This window comes from Stenotrophomonas geniculata (genome assembly GCF_034508895.1).
Lineage (GTDB): Bacteria > Pseudomonadota > Gammaproteobacteria > Xanthomonadales > Xanthomonadaceae > Stenotrophomonas > Stenotrophomonas geniculata.
The window spans coordinates 1,153,470-1,176,175 of record NZ_CP140571.1 but is presented as its reverse complement, the minus strand read 5'-3'; the positions used below and the strand labels follow the sequence as shown (position 1 = coordinate 1,176,175).

Sequence of the window (22,706 nt, the reverse complement as noted above, 5' to 3'; positions counted from 1 at the left end):
ATGCAGGAACTCGAACAGCGTCTCCAGCAACGCTTCCCCGATTGGTTCCACGGCCGCCGGGGCCAACTGGCACGGCCGTTGCTGCGCAGTGTCGGCCGCTGGTCGCGCCTGGACCAGATCGAAGCGTTCCTGCAGCGCAGTGCGGGATTGCGCGGATTCGGCTTCGTCGCCGCCGCCCTGGAATTCATCGATGGCCAGTACCAGGTGGATCCGGCCGCGCTGGCGAAGATTCCCGCCACCGGCCGCTTGCTGATCGTCGCCAACCACCCCTCGGGGGCGCTGGACGCCCTCGCACTGCTGGACGCGGTCGGCCGCATCCGTCGTGACGTGCGGATCGTGGCCAACGATCTGTTGGGGGCCATCGCGCCACTGCAGGACCTGTTGTTGCCGGTGCGCATCCTTGGCGGCAAGGCCCAGCGCGGCAGTCTGCACGCGGTGGAGGAGGCGCTGGCCGCCGAGCAGTGCGTGATTGTGTTCCCGGCGGGTGAGGTCTCGCGCCTGTCGCTGCGCGGCATCCGCGATGGCCGCTGGCAGCGCGGGTTCGTCCGCTTTGCCCGTGCCGCCGGTGCGCCGGTGCTGCCGGTGCGCGTGGAAGCACGCAATTCGGCACTGTTCTACGGCGCCTCGACCCTGTTCAAGCCGGCTGGCACGGCGCTGCTGGCGCGCGAGATGTTTACCCGCCGTGGCCGCCCGCTGCGCCTGAGCATCGGCGAGCCAATGCAGCTGGGCAAAGGCGGCGACCCGGGCGCACAGCTGCTGGCGGTACGCCGCGCGCTCTATGCGCTGGGCCGCAATGGCACAGCCGGTATTGCCGCTGCCTGCGCAGGTCCGGAGCCGCTGGCTGCCCCGGTGCCGCCCTCGCAGGTCGCCGCAGGGATTGCCGCAGCGACCCAGCTGGGCCAGACCGCCGATGGCAAGCAGATCCTGCTGGCCACCTGTAGCGCCGATTCACCGCTGCTGCTTGAACTGGGCCGCCTGCGCGAACTGACGTTCCGCCAGGTGGGCGAGGGCACCGGGCGCAGCCGCGACCTGGACGACTATGACCCGCGGTACGAGCACATCGTGATCTGGGACGCGGCCGCGCAGCGCATCGCCGGCGCGTACCGGATCATGCGCGGCGCCCATGCGCTGGCCCGGCACGGACTGTCCGGGCTCTACAGCGCGTCGCTGTTCCGCTATTCCGACGATGCCATCACCCACATCGCCGAGGGCCTGGAACTGGGCCGCAGCTTCGTGGTGCCCGACTACTGGGGCAGCCGCAGCCTGGACTACCTGTGGCAGGGCATCGGCGCCTACCTGCAGTGCCGGCCGGGTATCCGCTACCTGTTCGGCGCGGTGTCGATCAGCGCGGCGCTGCCACGCGATGCGCGCGAGCAGCTGGTGGCCTACTACCAGCGCTACTACAGCGGTACCGCCGGGCTGGCCGAATCGAACCGGCCGTTCCAGTACTTCGCTGCACCGCCGAGTTTCGGCGAGCTGGATGCCGGTGCCGCGTTCGATGTGCTCAAGGCCAACCTGGCCGCACTCGGCACGGGGGTGCCGACGCTGTACCGCCAGTACACCGATCTGTGCGAACCCGGTGGTGCCCGCTTCCTCGCCTTCGGTGTCGACCCGGACTTCAGTGATTCGATCGACGGCCTGATCGAAGTGGACCTGTGTGCGATCCGGCCGAACAAGCGCAAACGCTACCTGCGCGACGCGGGGACGCCGGCATGAGCGCGCTGGCGAACCTGTCGCCGCACCGGCGCGCAGTGTTCGTCTCCGATGTGCATCTGGGTTCACGTCATTGCCATGCCACCGAGCTGGCACGGTTCCTCTCGCAGCTGCGTTGCGAACGGTTGTACCTGGTCGGCGACATCATCGACCTGTGGTGGATGGCGCATCGCCGCGCCAACTGGCGGCAGTCGCACAGCGAAGTCATCCAGGCCCTGCACGCGTTGCGCCGTGCCGGGACCGAGATCGTCTACATCCCCGGCAACCACGATGCTTCGCTGCGCCAGGTCTGCGGTTTGATGCTGCCGGCGATGCAGGTGCGCCGGCGCGCCATCCACGTGACCGCCGATGGCCGCCGGCTGCTGGTCGCGCATGGGGACGAGTACGACGGCGTGACCCACTTCGGCGGCCTGCAGGAAAAGTTCGGTGACTGGCTGTACTACCGCATCCTGACCGGCAACCAGGCGTTGAACGCGGTGCGGCGGCTGTTGGGAATGCGCTACTGGTCGTTGTCTGAATTCCTGAAGAAGCGCAGCGGTGCGGCCGAACGCTACATCGAGCGCTTCGTGCAGGCCGGCCTGGACGACGTGCGCCGTCGCGGACTGGATGGCATCGTCTGTGGCCACATCCACCGCGCTGCGTTGATTGAACGCGACGGCCTGGTCTATGCCAACGACGGCGACTGGGTGGAAAGCCTGACAGCACTGGCCGAAGACCACGATGGCGCGCTGCGCCTGCTGGACCACAACGGCCAGACGCTGGTGGAGCTGCCGGGCGCGCGCCTGTCGCAGGCGGCGTAACCCGCGATTGTCCCCTTGTAGAGCCGAGCCCATGCTCGGCTGCTCTTCATTGCGTGTAACGGCAGCCGAGCATGGGCTCGGCTCTACATGCACCGCCCGCAAGCCGCTAGCATCGGTCCATGGATTCCCTGACCCAGATCGTGCTCGGCGGCGCCGTCGCCGCTGCCATCGCTCCGCCCGGCCAGCGCCGCGCGGCCCTGTTGGCCGGTGCCGCGCTCGGCACCCTGCCGGACCTCGATGCCCTGTGGCTCGGCTTCACCGCCGCCGACCCGGTGGCGAACATGATCGAGCACCGCAGCTTCAGCCATTCGCTGCTGGTGCTGCCCTGGGTGGCAGCGCTGATCTGGTGGCTGTTCAAGCGCTTCGGCAACGGCCGCGTTGCGCAGTCACCGGTGCGCTGGTTCTGGGCGATCCAGTTGGCGCTGGTCACCCATCCGCTGTTGGATGCATTCACCGTTTACGGCACCCAGTTGTGGTGGCCGTTGCGGCCACACCCGACCATGGGCTCCAGCGTCTTCATCATCGATCCCGGCTACACGGTGTGGCTGCTGCTGGGCTGCGTGCTGGCCTGGTTTGGCCGCGCCCGCCCCTGGGCTGGCAAGGTGCTGGGTGTGGCGTTGCTGGCCAGCAGTGCCTACCTGGGCTGGGGCCTGATCGCCAAGGCCCAGGTCGACCGTGCTGCCCAGCAGAGCCTGGCGGCGATGGGCCTGGGCGATGCCCCGCGCTTCTCGGTGCCGATGCCGTTCAACACCCTGCTGTGGCGGGTGGTGGCGATGACGCCGAACGGCTACGTGGTGGGCGACCGCTCGCTGGTGGCCGACCATGGGCCGATGCAGTTCGAAGGCCACGCGTCCAACGTGCAGGTACTGCGCGAAGCAGGGGGCATCCCGGCGGTGCAGCAGCTGACCTGGTTCAACCGTGGCTTCATGCGTGCGCAGGTGATGGACGGCCGGCTGGTGCTGAGCGACCTGCGCATGGGCCTGGAACCGGACTACACCTTCAACTTCGCCGTGGCCGAGCAGGTCGACGGGCAGTGGCGGCCAATCACGCCCGAGCAGCTGCGGGCGGATTACAGCAGTCCCGCCGCGCGCGCTGATGCCGGGCGCCGGCTGGCGGCGATGTGGCAGCGGATCTGGCATGCGCCCGTAGTCGGCGCTGTCGAGTAGATCCACGCCATGCGTGGATGCGGGAGCATTGGTGCCGCGTCGGCTCAATACACCGTGGCGCGGCCCTGCACGAACGAATAGAAGAACACCGCATTCGGGTCGTTCTGCACCAGGCGGAACTCGCGACGCATGCCTTCCACGGTTTCCTCGTCCACCGAGCCGGCCTGCAGCAGTTGGTCGGCGGCCGACAGCAGCAGCTGCTCCCAGAACGCGATCATCGTCTTGCGCCGCGCCGGTTCGCGGTTGTCCAGGTGGATGGTCTTGATCTCGGTGTGCACGTCGCGGAAGCCGCCGGCCAGCAGCAGGTTGCCCAGCTTGGCGCCAACGAACGGGTCGCCCCCGTGGTCGTACTGGAAATCGTTGAACGCCATCCAGTAACGCCAGATGTGCGGCGAATACGGGTCGAGCAGGAACGAGGCATTCATCACCTCGGTGATGTAGACCGGCGAACCCGGTGCCAGCACCCGGCGCACCTCGCTCAGCACGCGCGCCGGTGACGGCACGTGCTCCAGTACCCAGCACAGGAACGCCGAGTCGAAGCTGCGTGCCTCGAACGGGAGCTCGCCGGCGTCAGCCTGCTGCAGGGTGTAGCGATCGCTGCACCACGGCGTGCGCGCCAGGTTCTCGCGCGCGGTGGCCAGCTGGGTCTCGCTCAGGTCCACACCGGTCACGTGCAGCTCGGGGAAGCGGCGCAGCAGGATCTCGGTCTGCGCACCCACGCCGCTGCCGACTTCCAGCAGGCGCCGCGCGCCGCTGTAGTCGATCTGGCCGAAGATGCTCGATTCCAGCAGGCGCGCCTGGGTCATCAGGCGCTGCTGCTCGGTGCCGGAGAACCCGTGCAGGTAGGTCGGGGAGGAGATCGGCGGGGTCATGGGGCGGGCTCTTGTAGCGTCGAGCAGGCTCGACTGTCCGGAAACGCAGGATTGGCGGCTCAGGCCGCCGAAGATAACGCCGGTTCCCCGGCGATCAGGCGGTCGAAGTACTCGGTGGTCAGCGCGACCTGGCTCTGCGGGTCTTCGGCGCGGTTGACCACGGCGCGGAAGGCCGCATTCTCCGGCCGGTCCTTGGCATACCAGCCCAGGTGCTTGCGCGCGATGCGCACGCCCTGCGGCTCGCCATAGAACGCATGCAGTGCGTGCAGGTGGCCGAGCAGGATGTCGCGCACTTCCGCCAGCGACGGCGGTGGCAGTTCCTCGCCGGTGGCCAGATAGTGCGCCACTTCGCGGAAGATCCACGGCCTGCCCTGTGCCGAGCGGCCGATCATCACCGCGTCTACGCCGGTTTCCTTCAGGACGTAGGCGGCCTTCTGCGGCGAATCGATATCGCCGTTGGCGATCACCGGAATGCGCAGCGCGGCCTTGATCTCGCCGATCGTGGCGTACTCGGCCTGGCCGGTGTAATGCTGGTCGCGGGTACGGCCGTGCACCGCCAGTGCCGCGATGCCGCTGTCCTCGGCGATGCGTGCGATCAACGGGCCGTTGCGGTGGTCGCAGTCCCAACCGGTGCGGATCTTCAGCGTGACCGGCACGTCCACCGCGTTGACCACGGCCTCGAGGATGCGCGCCACCAGCTGCTCGTCGCGCATCAGTGCCGAACCGGCCCAGGCGTTGCACACCTTCTTGGCCGGGCAGCCCATGTTGATGTCGATGATCTGCGCGCCGTGGTCGACGTTGTAGCGTGCGGCCTCGGCCAGCTGCTGCGGCTCGGTGCCGGCGATCTGCACGCTGATCGGGGCCGGCTCGCCATCATGATCCATGCGGTGGATCGACTTGCGCGTGTTCCAGAAACGCGGGTCACTGATGGTCATTTCCGAGGCGGCCAGCCCCGCGCCCAGCCGTTTGCACAGCAGGCGGAAGGGCTTGTCGGTGACGCCGGCCATGGGCGCCAGCACGACGTTGGGGGCAATGGTGTACGGGCCGATCTGCATGCGCCCATTGTAGGGCGCGGGCGGCGGTACGGCCGTGTCGGACGCGGTCCGGTTCAGGCCGATCCGCACCGAGCTCATGCCGTACCGGCATCAGCAGATGCTTGACGGTTGCTTCCGCCGCCCCCTAGGGCGGGCGATGGTAGGCGGCTACCCCAGGCTCTGCCAGGCCTGGCGGGTACCCAGCGCGAAGGCCAGCCCCAAGCTGAGGCACACCAGTGAACTGACCACCCAGAAGCGCCGGTCGTTGTCGCCGGGCCGGAGCAGGGCCAGCCCGAAGCCCATCGCTGCGCGCAGCAGCAACAGCAGGGCGATGCCCGACAGGACCAGACGGCTGGCCGGCAGCGGTGAATGCCAGCCCGCTGCGGCCAGTGCGTACAGGGTCCAGGCCACCAGCACGGCCGTAATGCCGGCGGTCATCAGCGGCGGCCACCAATGCCCGGCCTGTGCCAGCCGGACCATGCGCGGGCCAGCACCGAAGTACCTGTACCACGCGGCGCCGAAGGCAATACAGCCGATATGCAGCAGGGCCGCAATGGCACTACCGGCGGCGGCAACCAGCAACCAAGGGAATCCGTCCATGTCCTGCCCACGCTGAAACGCTGCGCGGATGGTGGGTGAGGGGCGGGATGCGGGCAATGCGACAGGCGGTCGCAGGGGCTGGGCAATGGGCGAAAGAAAGGCCCAGGTGCCTGTGCACCCGGGCCTTGTCATCCACGCATGGCGTGGAATTACTTTGCTTCGGCGTCGGCCGGGGTGAAACGCGGCATTGCCGCAGCGGCACCTTCCTTCTCGGTCGAACGACCGGCGAACTGGTTGGCGAAGCGCACGTGACGGGCGAACGGGGCGTCGGCCACCTGTGCCAGCGATGCGGCCAGCGCACCGTTGAAGGCGTCGCCGGCGCCGGTGGTGTCGATCGCCTGCACCTGTTCGGCACCCACGCGGTAGTACGGCTGGGTATCGCCGCGCAGGTTCTCGTCGGCATGCGACACGAACACGCCCACCGAACCCAGGGTCACCACCACCGTGCCGTTGCCGACCAGCTTGCGGCACAGCGCGTGCAGGCTGGCGCCATCCAGCGCGGCGACGTCGTTGGCATCCACGCGCTCACCGACATGACGGCCGAGCAGGGCGGCGAACTCGGTCTCGTTCGGGGTGATCACATCGGCCAGCTTGAGCAGGCCGATGGTGGAGGGGGCATCGGCCGGTGCGGTGTTGAGCACCGTGGTGACGCCGGCCTCGCGGGCCGTGGCCAGTGCCGCTTCGATGGTCTGCACCGGCGATTCCAGCTGCACCAGCACCACCTTGGCGCCGGTCAGCAGCGCCTGCTGCTGTTGCAGGAAGTCGGTGCTCAGCGCGGCGTTGGCACCCGGGCCGATCACGATGGTGTTGCGGCCGCGCGCGTCCACATAGATGCCGGCGGTGCCGGTCGGTTCGCTGCTGGCCTCGGCGATCAGACCGAAGCCGTCCTGCGCGGCCAGCTCACGGGCGGTGGCGCCACCGGCGTCGTCGCCCAGCGCGCACACGAAGTGGGTGTCGGCACCGGCGCGGCAGGCCGCCACGGCCTGGTTGAAGCCCTTGCCACCGGGGCCGGTGCTGTAACGGCCGGCAATGGTCGCACCCGGTGCCGGCAGCGACTCGCACCGCCACACGTGATCGACATTGAAGGAACCGACGACAACGACACTGCTGCTCATAGGGAATCTTTTCTCAACCAAGGGTTCAACTGAAGTGCGTCAGCACGCCGGCGATGGTCGCCGTCATGAAGGTGGCAATGGTACCGCCCAGCACGGCGCGCAGGCCGAACTTGGCCAGGTCGTGGCGACGTTCCGGGGCCAGCCCGCCGATGCCGCCGATCTGGATCGCGATCGAGCTGAAGTTGGCGAAGCCGCACAGCGCGTAGGTAGCGATCAGGCGACCTTCCTCGGACAGGCTCACGCCGGCGATCTGGCCGTTCACGATCTGCGACAGCTCGGTGTAGGCCACGAACTCGTTGATCACGACCTTCTGGCCGATCAGCGAACCGACGGTGGTGGCATCGGCCCACGGGGTGCCGATCACCCAGGCGATCGGGGCCAGTACGTAACCGAAGATGGTCGACAGGTTGGTCGGCTTGCCGATGGCAGCGGCCAGGCCGGTCACATCGCCAATCCAGGTAAGCGGTGCGTTCAACAGCGCGATCAGAGCGATGAAGGCCAGCAGCATCGCACCGATGTTCAGCGCCAGCTTCAGGCCGTCACCGGCGCCGGCAGCGGCCGCGTCGATGATGTTGCTGGAGGTCTTTTCGACTTCCATCTTCACCGTGCCGCGGGTCAGCGGGGTGCCGGTTTCCGGGATCAGCAGCTTGGCCACGACCAGGGTGGCCGGGGCCGCCATGATGCTGGCCGCCAGCAGGTGCTTGGCATAGAAGGCCTGCTGCGCCGGATCACCGCCGCCGAGCATGCCCACGTAGGCCGCCAGCACGCCACCGGCGATGTGTGCCATGCCGCCGATCATCATGGTCAGCAGCTCGGACTGGGTCATCCTGGCGATGTACGGGCGCACGGTCAGCGGCGCCTCGGTCTGGCCGATGAAGACGCTGGCGCAGACGCTGGTGGTTTCCGCGCCGGACACGCGCATCACCTTGGTGATCGACCACGCCATCACGCGCACAATCGCCTGCATGACGTTGAGGTGGTACATCACCCCCATCAGTGCAGAGAAGAAGATGATGGTCGGCAACACCTGGAAGGCAAAGATGAAGCCGTAATTCTTGGTGTCCATCAACGAGCCGAAGATGAAGCCCGAGCCCTCGTTGACGTAGCTGAGGATCTTGACGAAGCCCTTGCCCAGCGCGTCGAACACGTCGCGCCCGCCCGGCACCAGGATCACCAGCGCCGCAAAGGCGATCTGCAGGGTGATACCGGTGGCAACCAGCTTCCAGTCAACCGCGCGCTTGTTATTGGAAAACAACCAGGTGATGCCGATCAGCACCGCCAACCCGAACAGGCCGAAGCCGATCCTGCCCAAACCTTCGACCATGTGAGTGACTCCCCTGGGGCGTCGCGAAAAACGGGAAGCCTAGTGCAGGGCAGGGGCCGGGGCAAGAAAAAGCAGCGTGTGCGCGGCCATCGGTGCCGATCAGGCCAGCAACGGCAAGGGCTTGCGGCTGGCGGCGGCAGGTAGAATGGGGTTTGATCCCGGCCCGGATGCGGGCCCGCAGCAGGAGATTCGCATGCAATACCGTCGCCTGGGCTCCACCGGCCTGCCGATTTCCGCCTTGTCCTTCGGCGCCTGGGTGACCTTCGGCGATCAGGTTCCGCGCGATGAGGCCCGCAACCTGGTGGCCGCCGCCTGGGATCATGGCGTCAATTTCTTCGACAACGCCGAGGGCTATGCCAACGGCCGTGCCGAACAGGTCATGGGGGACGTGATCACCGACCTGCGCCTGCCGCGCGACGGCTTCTGCGTGTCCAGCAAGGTGTTCTTCGGCAGCGCCAAGGACCCGCGACCGACCCAGCGCGGACTGTCGCGCAAGCACGTGACCGACGCCTGCCACGCTGCACTCAAGCGCCTGCGGGTGGACTACCTGGACCTTTATTACTGCCACCGCCCGGATCCGGACGCGCCGATCGCCGAGACCGTGCACGCCATGGATACCCTGGTACGGCAGGGCAAGATCCTTTACTGGGGCACCTCGGAGTGGTCGGCGGCGCAGATCCAGCAGGCGCTGGACATCGCCGAGGCGCGCAACCTGCAGGGCCCGTCGATGGAGCAGCCGCAGTACAACCTGCTGCACCGCGAGCGGGTCGAGGTCGAGTACGCGCCGCTGTATGCCGGTGCCGGCCTGGGCACCACCATCTTCTCGCCGCTGGCCTCGGGCCTGCTCACCGGCAAGTACGACCAGGGCATCCCGGCCGATGCAAGGCTGGGGCGCGAAGGCATGGAGTGGTTGCAGGACCTGGTGCTGGGGGCCGACGCCGGGGCCCGCCTGGGTCAGGTGCGCCGTTTCAGCGAAGTCGCGCGCGCGCTGGGCCAGGCCCCGGCCACGCTGGCGATTGCCTGGTGCCTGCGCAACCCGAATGTCTCCAGCGTGATCCTCGGCGCCAGCCGGGTCAGCCAGCTGCTGCAGAACCTGCAGGCACTGGACGTGCTGGAGCAGGTCGACGCCGCCGGCTGGGCCCAGGTCGAAGCCGTCTTCGCCTGAGAGCCCTTTGCGGAGTCGAGCCATGCTCGACTCCGCGCGCAGCGCGGGCGTTTCCTGGCGACGGCGCCAAGAGCAGTCGAGCGTGGCTCGACTCTACAAAGGTGTCGCACCCAATCTTATGATTGATGATGTCTATCGAATTTCCGAATTCGATCATTAATCTCATCAATGAAATTGAGAATGGTTGTTGATTGTCAACTGAGAATCATTATCATTTAACTCGTCCCTCGCACGAGTCCAGATGCTCATGAATGCTCAACCTGTACTGCTGCGCCCCGAAACGCTGACGCTCCGCGATCGACCGGTCCGCGTCGTTCCGCCGGAAGAGGTCATCGACAGCGAAGCCCTGCTCAAGGGCCGTCGTGAAATCCTGATCCAGCACGGCGACCGCTTCTATCGCCTGCGGCACACCAGCAACGACAAGCTGATCCTGACCAAGTAATCGCGGCCTGGTCGCCCGCCTCCCTCCCTCCTGCCGGCAGCGCCGACAGGGTGGGCGACCCGTCCGCTCCTGCTCTCTCCCCCTCGGTCTACCGCGTGCACCTTCCGGGTGTGCCGGTAACCGGGGGTTCCCCTGCCTGACCAAACGAACCCGATGACCCGCCATTCCGCCCTTTGCCTTGCTGTCTGGATGGCGCTGCCGCTGTCCGCCCACGCTGCTGCCACTGCCGCACCCGATGCGCGCGAATTCGATCGGGTGCAGGTCACCGCCACCCGCACCGAGCGGGCCGTGAGCGACGTGGCGGCCACCGTGGACGTCATCGACCGTGAGCAGATGGACCGGCACCTGGTGCAGGACATCAAGGATCTGGTGCGCTACGAACCGGGCCTGTCGGTCACCCGCAGCGCGACCCGCTTCGGCCTGGATGGTTTCCGCATCCGTGGCCTGGACGGCAACCGCGTGCGCATCCAGACCGACGGCATCGTCATGCCGACCCGGTTCGACATCGGTTCGTTCGCCAGTTCCAACCGCAACTTCACCGACCTCGATACGCTCAAGCGCGTCGAGATCGTGCGTGGCCCGGCCAGCTCGCTGTACGGCTCCGATGCACTCGGCGGCGTGGTCGCGTTCGTGACCAAGGACCCGGCCGACTACCTCAAGGACGGCAAGAACAGCTACTTCGGCCTGAAGTTCGGCTACGACGGTGAGTGGAAGGGCCTGCTTGGCGGTGCCACGGCGGCCTTTGGTGGTGACCATTGGAGCGGCCTGGTCAACGTCAACCACCACCAGGGTCAGGAAACCGACAACAAGGGCACGGTGCGCAGCGACAACGACACCCGCACGGCGTCCAATCCGCAGGATCGCGACGGCCGCAGCCTGCTCAGCAAGCTGGTCTATGCACCGAGCGAGGACCAGCGCTTCCGCCTGACCGTGGAAGGCAACGAAGACACCACCGATACCAATGTGCTGTCGGCGATTGCCAGTGTTGCGCCGCGTCCCGGCGCGATGGCTGCCGCAACTGGCATGAAGTCCCACGACACCCAGAAGCGCAACCGCGTGTCCTTCGCCCACGAAATGGATGCGCTGGACCAGCCGTTCGCCGACAGCCTGCACTGGCAGGTGTACGCGCAGAACAGCGAAACCCGGCAGCAGACCGACGAAACGCGCACCGACGGCACCCGCCGCCACCGCGTGTTCTCCTTCGACCAGCATGCCTATGGCCTGCAGGCGCAGTTCAACAAGGCGTTCACCACCGGCAGCGTCGAGCACGCAGTGACCTACGGTTTCGAAGGCACCCGTACCGAGATCCGCCAGAAGCGCGACGGCTACCAGGTCAGCAAGGCGGGCGTGGTCAGCAACACGGTGTTGCCGGACACCTTCCCGGTGCGTGACTTCCCGATCAGCAAGACCACCGAGCTGGGCCTGTATGCACAGGATGAGATGCGCTTTGCCGATGGCAGGCTGTCGCTGGTGCCGGGCGTGCGCGTGGACCGCTACGAGCTGAAGCCGGAAGTGGACAGCATCTTCGCCGAAGACAACCCGACCACGGCCGTGGCGCAGCTGAAGAAGACCAGCGTGTCGCCGAAGCTGGGCATGGTCTGGCGCTTTACCGACCAGTGGTCGTTGTTCGCCGGTTATGCGCGTGGCTTCCGATCGCCGCCGTACAACGACGTCAACATCGGCCTGACCAATGTCGCCTTCCGCTATACCGCCATCGCCAATCCGGACCTGAAGCCCGAAACCAGCGACGGCTACGAACTGGGCCTGCGCTTCATCGCGCCGGCGGCGTACGTCAGCGTCAGCGGCTACTACAACGACTACAAGGATTTCATCCAGTCCAACGTCGATACCGGCCGCAACGCACAGGGTTTGACCGTGTTCCAGTCGCAGAACATCGCCGAAGCACGCATCTATGGCGCGGAAATGAAGGCCGGCATCGAGTTCGGCGAGCTCAGCCCGGCGCTGAAGGGCTGGGCGCTGCGCAGTGCGTTGGCATGGTCGCGTGGTGACAACCGGACCGATGACGAACCGCTGGCCTCGGTCGATCCGCTTCGCGGCACGCTGGGCCTGATGTACGACACCGATACCTGGGGCGTCGAACTGGCCGGCACCTTCGTACAGCGCAAGAAGCGCCTGCCGCCGCCTGCCGCGCAGACCAATCCGAACGCACCGGCGCCGTTCGTCTACCAGCCGGCCGGCTACGGCGTGCTCGACCTGATGGCGCACTGGAACTTCGCACCGGGTGCCACCTTCAATGTCGGCGTGTTCAACCTGGCCGACAAGCGCTACATCGAATGGTCGTCGATCACCCCGAGCCTGATCACCAATCGCGCACTGAGCGATCGTTTCAGCAGCCCGGGCCGCACCTTCTCCGCCAGCCTTGCCGTTTCCTGGTGACCTCATGAGCCGAGCACTGTCCGCACGCAGGAATGACTCCATCGCCGCGCCGCACAGCGCGGCCTGGCCGACCCCGGCACAGCTGGCCACGCTCGGCACCGTGTTGTGCCTGTACCACGCTGACGGCAACGAGCTGGGTGGCTGGCGCCAGGCCGTACGCGTGCACGCCTGCCAGGGCGTGGACAGCGAGGGCCTGCGCGAAAGCCTGTGCTTCCTCGATGGCCGCGGCCGCTGCGTGTGGCGTCTGTACCTGCTACCGGACAGCGATTTCCTGGCCTGGGACCGGCTGGTGGCCGCGTTGCCGCCGGGACCGGAACACGACAGCGATGGCAGCGTCGGCGAACGACTGTGGCGGCGCCTGGCCGGCCATCTCGGCGGCCAGCGCTGGCGCCTGTGCGCGCTGCGCCTGCACGCCGCCGACGACGGGCGCACCCTGGCGGCCAGCCTGTCGACCCTGTCCTCGCTGGGCGCGGCCACCGCCCGCCGCATCGCACGCCTGGAAGGTGCTGAAGGCGAACTGGTGATCGACGACTGTTGTTGTGCCGACGCCGCCCGGCGCCCGGCGCCACGGATTCCCGGCGACCTGCCGCTGATCCGCCTGTGACCATCTCCTGATGGAACGCCCGTTGGCCACGGATGGCCCCTCAATGAATCTGCACCCCCGAAGGAAGACCCCGATGAAGCTCCAGACAGCCAGCGCCATGCTGCTGCTCGCCGCCAGCGGCGTGGCCAGCGCGCAGCCCTCCGATATCGCCCGCGACCACGACAGCATCCTTGCCATGCAGGGTGAGTACACCGTGGACTTCGCGTTCGACGAGACCGTGCTGCTGAAGCCGGGCTACGAGCGTGCACCGGCGATGCGCAGCGGTGGCAACGAAGTGGTCATCGTGGTCGAGGACACGCCGAAGCGCATCGTGCTGCAGCACCTGCTGCTGGACGAGAAGAGCGGCCACATCACCAAGCACTGGCGCCAGGACTGGGTGTACGAGGCACCGAACCGTTTCGAGTTCAGTGCCGACCAGACCTGGAAGGTGCGCAGCATTCCGGCGGCGGTGAACCAGGGCGCGTGGACCCAGTGCGTGTACGAAGTGAGCGACGCACCGCGCTACTGCGGCACCGGCACCTGGACCTACACCAACAACGTGCCGAGCTGGACCAGCGACCTGAGCTGGCGCCCGCTGCCGCGCCGTGAGTACACCAAGCGCAGCGACTACAACGCGCTGGCCGTGATCAACCGCCACACGCTGACCCCGAACGGCTGGACCCACGAACAGTTCAACACCAAGGTGCAGCGCAACGCCGACGGCAGCCAGGTGGAGATCGCACGCGAGTTTGGCTTCAACGACTACGTGAAGACCACCGAGATCGACTTCACCCCGGCGCGCAACTACTGGAAGGCCACCGCTGGGTACTGGGCCAAGGTGCGCCAGCGCTGGGACGGCTTCCTCGGCCAGGCCCCGGGCGTGCACCTGAAGACCAGGATCGACGGCATGGCGATGATCATCCCGCTGTTCACCCAGGCCGAAGAGATCCAGGCCGGCAAGAAGGTGAAGGACACGCAGATCGACGACGTGTTCGCCAAGTACGTGGAAAAAGCCCAGTAGATCCACGCCATGCGTGGATGTGCTTGTTCCTCGAACACTGGCAACGCCGTCATGTGCTCTTGGTAGGTGCCGAGCTTGCTCGGCACGCGCCCCGGTCCGGCGCCGCCTCAGGCCTCGCGCAGGGCCAGTGCCGGTGGCGTATGCAGGATCGCCCGCGTACCCCACCAGCCGGCCAGCAGGCTCAACCCGATACCGGCCACGCCGCCGATCAGCAGGCCCGGCCACGGCGGCAGCAACGGCAGCTCGAACACCTTCTGCGAGACCGCCACACCGATGGCGGCCGCCGCCCCCACCGCCAGCAACGCGGCCAGGGTGCCCAGCGCGCCGAATTCCACCAGCACCGCGCCGCGCAGCTGCCGCCGGGTCGCGCCCAGCGTGCGCAGCACCGCGCTGTCGTAGCGACGCTCGCCCGCCGTGGCCTGCAGCGCGGCCAGCAGCACCAGTACGCCGGCCAGCAGGCTGAACACCATCACCAGCTGCACCGCCTGTGCCACCCGTTCCATCACATCGCGCACCTGCGAGATCACCGCATCCACGTCCAGCAGCGACAGGTTGGGCTGCGCGCGTACCAGCTCGCCCAGTCCGGCTGCCTTGCCGGCCGGCAGATGGAACGCCGACAGCAGGTTGTGCGGGGTGTCGCCCACCGCATTCGGGTTCAGCAGCACGAAGAAGTTCGGCCGGAAGGTGTTCCAGTCCGCCTTGCGCACGCTGGTGACGGTGAATTCGCGTTCCTGCTCGCCCACTGCAATGGTGATGCGGTCGCCGGGATACACGCCGTAGCGTTTGGCCCAGCCGATCTCCACCGAGGCTTCCGGCGCGGTGCTGTCGGCCTTCCAGAACGTGCCATTGACCAGCGTATTGGCCGGCGGGAAGGTGCTGCGCCAGCTGAAGTTCAACGGCCGGTTCTCGTCATCGTCATCGCGCTGGCCGCCCTGCGCCGGTTGCCCGTCCTGTCCGGGCTCGCGATCCACGCGCAGCGGCGGCTTGCCGTTGATCGCGATCAGGCGGCCGGTGGCCATCGGTTCGATGCTGGCGTCGTTGGCGCCCAGCCCGCGCAGCGCTGCCAGCACGCTGTCGCGTTGCTCGGGCTGGATGTTGATCAGGAAGTAGTTCGGTGTATCCGCAGGCAACCGCTCGCGCCACTGCTGCAGCAGGCCGGGACCGGTCACTGCCAGCAACAGCAGCGCGCACAGCGACAGTGACAAGCCCACCAGCTGCATCACCGCCAGCATCCGGCGCCGGGTCAGCGCCGCCAGGCCCAACCGCCAGTGGCCGTGCAGGCGATGCTGCAGGCCGCGCATCAACTGCAGCAGCACGAAACCGACCACGCCGGCCGCCACCGCCAGCCCGCCCAGGCCCCCCAGCACCCACAAGGCCAGCTTGAGGTCGCCGGTGACCTGCACCGCCAGCACCAGGCTGGCCCCCAGCGCGGCCACATAGGCCAGCAGCGAGGCCGGTGGCAGCGTGGCGAAGGAACGGTTGAGTACGCGCATTGGCGGCACCCCGCGCAGGCGCAGCAGCGGTGGCAGGCCGAAGCCGAACAGCAGCAACAGACCGATGCCGGCACCGGTCAGCGCCGGCATTGCCTCCGGCAGTGGCAGGCGCTGCGGCACCAGGCTGCCCAGCACCTGTACCAGCCCTTCCTGGGCGGCCATGCCCAGGCCGATGCCAAGCGCACAGGCCGGTACTGCCAGCATCAGCAGCTGCAGTGCCAGGCCGAGCAGGATGTCGCGCTGGCGCGCACCGAGGCAGCGCAGGATCGCCACCTGGTCGATGCGGCGCAGGGCGAAGCGGTTGGCCGCCAATGCGGTGGCCACGCCCGCCAGCAGCACCGCCAGCAGCGCGCTCAGGCCGAGGAAGCGGCCGGCCAGGTCGAAGGCCTGGCGCACGCCGCGCTGGGTGTCATCCACGCTCAGCAGGCGCAGGCCCTTCACCTGTGGCAGCAGCCACTCGCGCAGGGACGCGATCTGCCCCGCCGGTCCCGCAAACATCAGCCGGTAGTTGATGCGGCTGCCGGGGCCGAGCAGGCCGGTGCCTTCCACATCAGCACGGTTGACCAGCAGGGTGGGGGATAGGGTCAACAGGTCGCCACCGGCATCCGGCTCGGCCTCGATGATGCCGGCAATACGCAGCGTGCCGGCGCCGAATTCGAGGTCATCGCCGGTCTTCAGCCCCAGCCCCTGCAGCAGGCGCGGGTCGGCATAGGCCTGGCCCTTGGGGGGCATGCCGGCCTCGGCGATCAGGGCGCCGCCAGGTGTGGCACGCACCCGCAGCGTGCCGCGCAGTGGATAGCCCGCCTGCACCGCCTTGATGCTGGCCATTTGGCTGGCATCACCGTTGAACAGCACGCTGCCGAAGCTGGCGATGCGGGTGAAGGCCAGTCCACGCCGCTGCGCCTCGTCGGCGAACGCCTGCGGCGGGTCATCGCGCCCGGCAATGCCGAGGTCACCGCCGAGCATTTCCGCTGCGCTGCCGGTCAGCGCCAGGTTGACCCGGTTCACCAGCGTGCCGACTGCGGTCATCACTGCCACGCCCAGCACCAGTGCGGCGAACACGGTCAGCAGGTCGCCGGCCAGCGCCTCGCGGCGCAGCGCGCGCCACGCGTGCCGCAGCAGGTTCATGCCTGCGCCCCACGCTCGACCGGCAGCAGGCGGCCGTTGTCGATGCGGTGGATGTACTGGCAACGCTGGGCCAGACGCAGGTCGTGGGTGACCAGCACCAGCGTGGTGCCGCTGCTCGCGTTGAGTTCGAACAGCAGGTCGCTGATGTGCTGGCCGGTGGCGTGGTCCAGCGAGCCGGTCGGTTCGTCGGCGAACAGGATGCGTGGGCGGGTGACGAAGGCGCGCGCCAGTGCCACGCGCTGCTGCTCGCCGCCGGACAGCTGGCGCGGGTAGTGGCGAGCGCGATGGGCCAGGCCGACCTGGGCCAGCACTTCATCGACCCGTACGCGGTCCTCGCGCCCGGCCAGCTCCAGTGGCAGCGCCACGTTCTCGGCGGCGGTCAGCGCCGGCAGCAGGTGGAAGCTCTGGAAGACGAAACCGACCTCGCGTGCGCGCAGCTGGGCACGTGCTTCCTCATCCAGTGCCGCCAGATCCTGCCCGGCGAGGCCTATGCGGCCGCGGCTGGGCAGGTCCAGCCCGGCCAGCAGGCCGAGCAGGGTGGTCTTGCCGGAACCGGAGGCGCCGACGATGGCCGCGCTGGTGCCTTCATGGACGGTCAGGGTGATGTTGTCCAGTATGTGGACTTCACCCTCCGGGCCCTGCACGGATTTGCCGACCTGGTCGACGGCGATGGCAACGGACGCGCTGCGGGGGGACAGGCTGTCGATGAGGAGACTCCAATGCGCAAGACGGGATGGAGCCGGCGAGCCGGCGTGATGATGGTGCTGCTGCTAGGGTTCCTGCTGCTGCCCGGGCTGGCCTGTGCCAAAGGTCCGGCCGGCACCGTGCTGGTCCTGGGCGACAGCCTCAGTGCAGCCCACAATATCCCCGTCGACGCCGGCTGGGTCAGCCTGCTGCAGCAGCGGGTCAGGCAGCAGTCGAAAACCCCGGCACGCATCGTCAACGCCAGCATGAGCGGGGAAACCACCGCCGGCGCGCTGACCCGCCTGCCGGGCCTGCTGGCGAAGGAAAAACCGACCGTGGTGGTGATTGCCCTCGGCGGCAATGACGCGCTGCGCGGACTGACCCCGGCGCAGGTGCAGGGCAACCTGGAAAAGATGGTGCAGGCCAGCCAGAAGGGCGGTGCCAAGGTGCTGCTGCTGGGCATCGACGTGCCGCCCAACTACGGCCCGGCCTACCGCCAGCGCCTGGCCGCGGCCTACAAGGCGCTGGCCACGCAGTACAAGGTGCCGCTGCTGCCGTTCCTGCTGGAGGGCGTGGCCCTGCAGCCGGGCATGATGCAGGCCGATGGCCTGCACCCGACCGCACAGGCGCAGCCGAAGATGCTGGACAACGTCTGGCCGCTGCTGCGCCCTCTGCTCTGAACGATTTACTTCCCTCTTGACGGAACTTCACATCGCGTCCACCGTCGATCCGGCATGTTTCACAAAGCTGAAGTTAGAGGGAATCACATGCGTCAGACGAAGGAGACCTCCGGCTTGGTGCTGGTGGTCGAAGACAACCGCAACATCTCCGAGATGATCGGGGAATACCTGGAAGGTCGCGGCTTTGAAGTCGACTATGCACAGGACGGCCTGGATGGCTACCGCCTTGCGGCGGAAAACAGCTATGACGTCGTGGTGCTCGACTTGATGTTGCCGCGCCTGGATGGCATCGAAGTGTGCCGTCGCCTGCGCAACGATGCGCGCAAGTCCACCCCGGTGCTGATGCTCACGGCACGCGACACGCTGGACGACAAGCTCACCGGCCTCGGTTTCGGCGCCGATGACTACCTGACCAAGCCGTTCGCGATCCAGGAGCTGGAAGCCCGCCTGCGCGCGCTGATCCGCCGCGAACGTCGCCAGGTGGGGTCGGAAGTGCTGAAGGTCGCCGACCTGGTGCTCGATCCGGTCAGCATGCGTGCCACCCGTGCCGGTACCGAGCTGCAGCTGTCGCCGATCGGCCTGCGCCTGCTGACCATCCTGATGCGCGAATCGCCGCGCGTGGTCACCCGCCAGGAGATCGAACGCGAGATCTGGGGCAACGGCCTGCCGGATTCGGACACCCTGCGCAGCCATCTGTACAACCTGCGCAAGATCATCGACAAGCCGTTCGACCGTCCGCTGCTGCATACCGTGCAGAGTGCCGGCTACCGCATTGCCGACATCGCCCAGCCGATGGCCTGAGCAGGCCCGCGCCGGTGCAGCCGCAGGCCGGGCCGGGCTGCGGCCCGGCACAAGGGCAGGGGATGATCGTCCGGCAGTGCCGCCGGTCATCGCCCGTGCATCCCAACGGCGCGGTGCGCTGCCTATAATCGCAGCGCTCTGACCGGGACTCCGCAATGCCGCACGGCCTGCCGCGCAAGATCCGTATCGCTTTCATCCTGCAGGCAGTGCTGGCCAGCCTTGGCATCCTGCTCGGTGCGTGGCTGGTTTCGCTGGTGATCAAGCACAGCCTGGTCGGCGCCGCCCTGCGCGAGGAGGCGGCGTACTTCTGGACGCTGCACGAGGCCTCGCCGGTGCAGCCCCCGCCCAACACCCAGAACATCCGTGGCTACCTGCTGGAAAGCGGGCAGTCGGCCCTGTCGCTGCCGGCCAACCTGCGCAATCTGGAACCCGGCTTCCACGAACTGCCCAAGGACGACCAGCTGGTGCTGGTCGATGTGCGCCCGGCCGGCCGCCTGTACCTGGTGTTCCTGCGTTCGCGCGCGGAGATGCTGGCGTTCTGGTTCGGCATCGTGCCGGTGCTGCTGACCCTGCTGGCGGTGTATGGCGCCAGCTGGGTGACCTATCGGGCCTCCAAGCGCCTGGTGTCGCCGGTGAACTGGCTGGCGCGGCGCGTCTCACGCTGGGACCCGGGCCACCCGGAGGCAGCCGACCTGGAACCGAACAAGCTGCCGGCGGACATGCAGGGCGAGACCCGGCAGCTGGCGGCCGCACTGCATTCGCTGGCCAACCGGGTCAGCGCGCATGTGGCGCGCGAGCGCAATTTCACCCGCGACGCCAGCCATGAACTGCGCACACCGCTGACCGTCATCCGCGTCGCCAGCGACATGGCACTGGGCGATGACAGCCTGGAGCCGCGCCTGCGCCGCAGCCTGCAGCGCATCCAGCGTGCAGGCCGTGACATGGAGGCGGTGATCGATGCCTTCCTGATCCTGGCACGCGAGGCCGACGTCGAGCCCCAGGTCGAGCTGTTCGACGTCAACGACATCGTCCGCTATGAAGTGGACAACGCCAACGAACTGCTGGGTACGCGCCCGGTGTCGGTGCACCTGCACAGCGATGGCCCGGTGCAGCTGCATGCGCCGCCGCGGGTGCTGCAGGTGGTGGTCAGCAACCTGGTGCGCAACGCCTGCAGCTACACCGACGAAGGGCGCATCGACGTGCATGTGCACAACGACCGGGTAGTGGTGCGCGATACCGGCATCGGCATGTCGGCCGACGCGCTGTCGCGGGCCTTCGAGCCGTTCTACCGTGCCGAGCCGAGCCGTCCGCAGGGCACTGGCCTGGGCCTGTCGATCGTGCGCCGGCTGTGCGACCGCTTCGGCTGGAAGGTCAGCCTGGCCAGCGAGCCAGGCCAGGGCACCGAGGCCACGGTGATCTTCCGCTGAGGCGGCACCTGCTGCCTCGGTAGATGCCGACCTTGGTCGGCGCTTTCAACAGGAGTCACGCCGGTGCCCGATGCCAACCAAGGTTGGCATCGACCGGAAGGCGTGCGCGTGGCGCCTCTGCGGCGTCCGCAGTCCCTCAGTTGCAGTTGACCTTCGGCGCCAGTGCCTTGGTCCAGATGTCATAGCCGGCCGGTGTCATGTGCAGCATGTCCTCGCGGAACAGCGACGCATCCGGCTGGCCATCGGTGCCGAGCATGGGTGTGTAGACGTCGGTGAAACCGGTATCGGGCAGCTTGGCCAGGGCGGCCTTGATCAGCGCGTTGGCCTCGTTGATCGCCGGCAGCAGATGCGCACGCGACGGGCTCGGCTTGATCGACAGGTACTCGACCCTGGTCTTCGGCAGGTCGCGATGCACGCGCTGCACGAAGGCAACCACATCGTCACGCACCTGCACGGCGCTGCGGCCGCTGTTGAGGTCGTTGTCACCGGCGTAGAAGAACACCTTGCACGGCGCATACGGCACCACGATGCGGTCGGCATACCAGGTGCTGTCGCGCACTTCCGAACCGCCGAAGCCGCGGTTGAACACCGGCTGGCCGGGGAAGTCGGCTGCCAGGCCTTCCCACATGCGGATCGAGGAGCTGCCGATGAACTCGATGCCGCCCCGTGGCGGCGGGTTGGCCTGGTCGGCGCTGGCGAAGCGGGCCATGTCGTCGGCCCAGGCCACGTTGGAGACCTGCTCGGGCACGCGCGGCGGCTTGGCCGGGCTCAGCGCCTGGGCCAGGGGGGCGACGGTCAGCAGGCCCAGCATCAGCAGGCAGGTACGGCGACGGGACATCAGGCGCTCCAGCAGGGAAGGGGAAAGCCATCATAGAAGCTGGGGCGGGCCGGGGCTTGCCCTAGGCAGTCCATTCACCGGGCCGGTGCCGGGATGCGGCTGGCGGCCTTGTGGCAAAATGGCGGCCATCTGCCTATCCCTGTGCACCCATGATTCCCTGCCGTGCGTCTGAGCGGTCGCTGCGCCGCGCCCCTGTTACTGGATGTTCCACCCGTGGCTGATCAGTTTGGCCATCTGCCCCGCGGCCCGCGCCGCATCGTCCAGGCCGCCCGCTGGTCCTGGCAGGGCCTGCGCGCCGCCTGGCTGCACGAGTCCTCGTTCCGGCTGGAGGTCTACCTGCTGATCCTGCTGACCCCGGTCGCGATCTGGCTGGGCCAGACCCCGGTCGAGCGCGCGCTGCTGATCGGCTCGATGCTGCTGGTGCTGGCGATGGAACTGGCCAACTCGGCCATCGAAGCGGTGATCGAACGTTACGGCAGCGAGATCCATGAACTGGCCGGCCGCGCCAAGGACATGGGCTCGGCGGCGGTCTTCGTGCTGATGATGAACGTGCTTCTGTGCTGGGCGCTGGTCGTGGTCCCGCATGCAATGGCCGGCAATTACGGCTGATCCCCATTCCCCCACTGCCCTGAAGAGTTTCCATGTCCTTTGAGTTCCTCGCCGACCCCAATGCCTGGGTGACCCTGTTCACCCTGAGCGCACTGGAAATCGTGCTCGGCATCGACAACCTGGTGTTCATTTCCATCGCCGTCAGCAAGCTGCCCGAAGAGCGCCGCCCGTTCGCGCGCAAGCTCGGCATCGCGGTGGCCTGCATCACCCGTATTGGCCTGCTGGTGTCGCTGGCGTATCTGGCACATATGGCGGCCAACCTGTTCACGGTGGCCGGCATGGGCATCTCCATCCGTGACCTGGTGCTGATCGTCGGCGGCCTGTTCCTGATCATCAAGGGCTGCATGGAGATCAAGGAACTGATCAGCGGTGGCGAGGACGAAGACCCCAGCACCACCAAGGCCTCGGCCGTGTTCGGCTACGTGATCGCGCAGATCGCGGTGATCGACATCGTGTTCTCGCTGGACTCGGTGATCACCGCCGTCGGCATCGCCGACCACATCCCAGTGATGGTGGCCGCCATCCTGCTGTCGGTGCTGGTGATGCTGCTGGCCGCCAACCCGCTGGGCCGCTTCATCGATGCCAACCCGACCGTGAAGATGCTGGCCCTGGCCTTCATCCTGATGATCGGCGCGGTGCTGATCCTGGACGGCCTGGACGTGCACGTGCCCAAGCCCTACATCTACGCCGCGATGGGCTTCTCGGTGCTGGTCGAGTGGCTGAACCTGCTGATGCGCCGTCGCGCCCGCGAGCACAACGTGCCGGGTGCCGGTAACTGGTAACCGCGCCACTGGCGTGTGTGTCCCTCGGAACC

At 67.7% G+C, this 22,706-nt stretch carries 21 protein-coding genes; 13 read left to right on the top strand and 8 right to left on the bottom strand.

Translation table 11 applies throughout. The features are described 5' to 3' along the window. The 3 genes from olsF to RI032_RS05665 all read left to right on the top strand — a co-directional run bounded on the left by olsF (position 1) and on the right by RI032_RS05665 (position 3,679). A complete protein-coding gene (olsF, locus tag RI032_RS05675; protein ID WP_322547967.1) occupies positions 1-1,716 on the top strand; it encodes a bifunctional ornithine lipid synthase OlsF in 1,716 nt (571 codons plus the stop codon). Beyond that, the gene (locus RI032_RS05670) at positions 1,713-2,513 is read left to right on the top strand and encodes a UDP-2,3-diacylglucosamine diphosphatase (protein ID WP_010481879.1); all 801 of its coding nucleotides are present in this window, start codon (positions 1,713-1,715) and stop codon (positions 2,511-2,513) included. The genes olsF and RI032_RS05670 overlap by 4 nt, the downstream gene beginning before the upstream one ends. Before the next feature lie 119 nt (positions 2,514-2,632). Then, on the top strand, positions 2,633-3,679 hold the full coding sequence (locus RI032_RS05665) for a metal-dependent hydrolase (protein ID WP_057504243.1): 1,047 nt from the start codon (positions 2,633-2,635) through the stop codon (positions 3,677-3,679). Positions 3,680-3,723: 44 nt separating this feature from the next. Here RI032_RS05665 and RI032_RS05660 read toward each other — a convergent pair whose 3' ends face one another. From RI032_RS05660 to RI032_RS05640, 5 genes are all read right to left on the bottom strand, one after another. Further along, positions 3,724-4,551, bottom strand: a complete 828-nt coding sequence (locus tag RI032_RS05660) for a class I SAM-dependent methyltransferase (protein WP_005415318.1) — start codon at positions 4,549-4,551, stop codon at positions 3,724-3,726. A 59-nt stretch (positions 4,552-4,610) separates the two neighbouring features. After that, on the bottom strand, positions 4,611-5,606 hold the full coding sequence (gene dusB, locus RI032_RS05655; protein ID WP_125437498.1) for a tRNA dihydrouridine synthase DusB: 996 nt from the start codon (positions 5,604-5,606) through the stop codon (positions 4,611-4,613). Between the two features lie 147 nt (positions 5,607-5,753). Beyond that, positions 5,754-6,185: a hypothetical protein gene (locus RI032_RS05650; protein ID WP_322547966.1), complete on the bottom strand. Its 432-nt coding sequence runs from the start codon at positions 6,183-6,185 to the stop codon at positions 5,754-5,756. A gap of 149 nt (positions 6,186-6,334) precedes the next feature. Then, positions 6,335-7,300 carry a ribokinase gene (locus RI032_RS05645; protein ID WP_010481872.1) on the bottom strand — a complete coding sequence of 322 codons (966 nt, stop codon included), beginning with the start codon at positions 7,298-7,300 and terminating at the stop codon, positions 6,335-6,337. A gap of 25 nt (positions 7,301-7,325) precedes the next feature. Then, positions 7,326-8,624: a NupC/NupG family nucleoside CNT transporter gene (locus RI032_RS05640; RefSeq protein ID WP_049453452.1), complete on the bottom strand. Its 1,299-nt coding sequence runs from the start codon at positions 8,622-8,624 to the stop codon at positions 7,326-7,328. Between the two features lie 193 nt (positions 8,625-8,817). Here RI032_RS05640 and RI032_RS05635 point away from each other — a divergent pair, with 193 nt between their 5' ends. The 5 genes from RI032_RS05635 (at position 8,818) to RI032_RS05615 (ending at position 14,232) form a co-directional block, all read left to right on the top strand. Then, the gene (locus tag RI032_RS05635) at positions 8,818-9,789 is read left to right on the top strand and encodes an aldo/keto reductase (protein WP_010481868.1); all 972 of its coding nucleotides are present in this window, start codon (positions 8,818-8,820) and stop codon (positions 9,787-9,789) included. 247 nt (positions 9,790-10,036) lie between these two features. Continuing rightward, a complete protein-coding gene (gene hemP / locus RI032_RS05630) occupies positions 10,037-10,231 on the top strand; it encodes a hemin uptake protein HemP (RefSeq protein ID WP_005412278.1) in 195 nt (64 codons plus the stop codon). A 153-nt stretch (positions 10,232-10,384) separates the two neighbouring features. Beyond that, entirely contained in the window at positions 10,385-12,628 is a 2,244-nt protein-coding gene (locus RI032_RS05625) for a TonB-dependent hemoglobin/transferrin/lactoferrin family receptor (RefSeq protein ID WP_425541450.1), read from the top strand. 4 nt (positions 12,629-12,632) lie between these two features. Beyond that, complete coding sequence (locus tag RI032_RS05620; protein ID WP_322547965.1) at positions 12,633-13,232, top strand: Hemin transport protein; 600 nt, start codon at positions 12,633-12,635, stop codon at positions 13,230-13,232. A gap of 73 nt (positions 13,233-13,305) precedes the next feature. After that, on the top strand, positions 13,306-14,232 hold the full coding sequence (locus RI032_RS05615; protein ID WP_322547964.1) for a DUF6607 family protein: 927 nt from the start codon (positions 13,306-13,308) through the stop codon (positions 14,230-14,232). A 107-nt stretch (positions 14,233-14,339) separates the two neighbouring features. On the opposite strand, the gene RI032_RS05610 is transcribed toward RI032_RS05615, so the two are convergent. Together RI032_RS05610 and RI032_RS05605 are read right to left on the bottom strand one after the other, a co-directional pair. Beyond that, a complete protein-coding gene (locus tag RI032_RS05610; protein ID WP_241888607.1) occupies positions 14,340-16,853 on the bottom strand; it encodes an ABC transporter permease in 2,514 nt (837 codons plus the stop codon). Then, positions 16,850-17,497: an ABC transporter ATP-binding protein gene (locus RI032_RS05605; protein ID WP_010481858.1), complete on the bottom strand. Its 648-nt coding sequence runs from the start codon at positions 17,495-17,497 to the stop codon at positions 16,850-16,852. Before RI032_RS05605 ends, RI032_RS05610 begins: the two co-directional genes overlap by 4 nt. Before the next feature lie 75 nt (positions 17,498-17,572). Between RI032_RS05605 and RI032_RS05600 the strand changes: the two genes are divergently transcribed. From RI032_RS05600 to RI032_RS05590, 3 genes are all read left to right on the top strand, one after another. Then, a complete protein-coding gene (locus RI032_RS05600; RefSeq protein WP_322547963.1) occupies positions 17,573-18,217 on the top strand; it encodes an arylesterase in 645 nt (214 codons plus the stop codon). Between the two features lie 87 nt (positions 18,218-18,304). Continuing rightward, entirely contained in the window at positions 18,305-19,018 is a 714-nt protein-coding gene (locus RI032_RS05595) for a response regulator transcription factor (protein ID WP_002811889.1), read from the top strand. A gap of 155 nt (positions 19,019-19,173) precedes the next feature. Then, positions 19,174-20,445, top strand: coding sequence for a sensor histidine kinase (locus tag RI032_RS05590; RefSeq protein WP_032129926.1), 1,272 nt, complete (start codon positions 19,174-19,176; stop codon positions 20,443-20,445). Between the two features lie 136 nt (positions 20,446-20,581). On the opposite strand, the gene RI032_RS05585 is transcribed toward RI032_RS05590, so the two are convergent. Then, positions 20,582-21,283 (bottom strand): SGNH/GDSL hydrolase family protein, encoded by a 702-nt coding sequence (locus RI032_RS05585; protein WP_322547962.1) that lies wholly within the window; start codon positions 21,281-21,283, stop codon positions 20,582-20,584. Between the two features lie 213 nt (positions 21,284-21,496). Between RI032_RS05585 and RI032_RS05580 the strand changes: the two genes are divergently transcribed. Beyond that, positions 21,497-21,892, top strand: a complete 396-nt coding sequence (locus tag RI032_RS05580) for a diacylglycerol kinase (RefSeq protein ID WP_010481854.1) — start codon at positions 21,497-21,499, stop codon at positions 21,890-21,892. A 32-nt stretch (positions 21,893-21,924) separates the two neighbouring features. Further along, positions 21,925-22,674 (top strand): TerC family protein, encoded by a 750-nt coding sequence (locus RI032_RS05575; protein WP_005408127.1) that lies wholly within the window; start codon positions 21,925-21,927, stop codon positions 22,672-22,674. Positions 22,675-22,706: the final 32 nt, after the last annotated feature.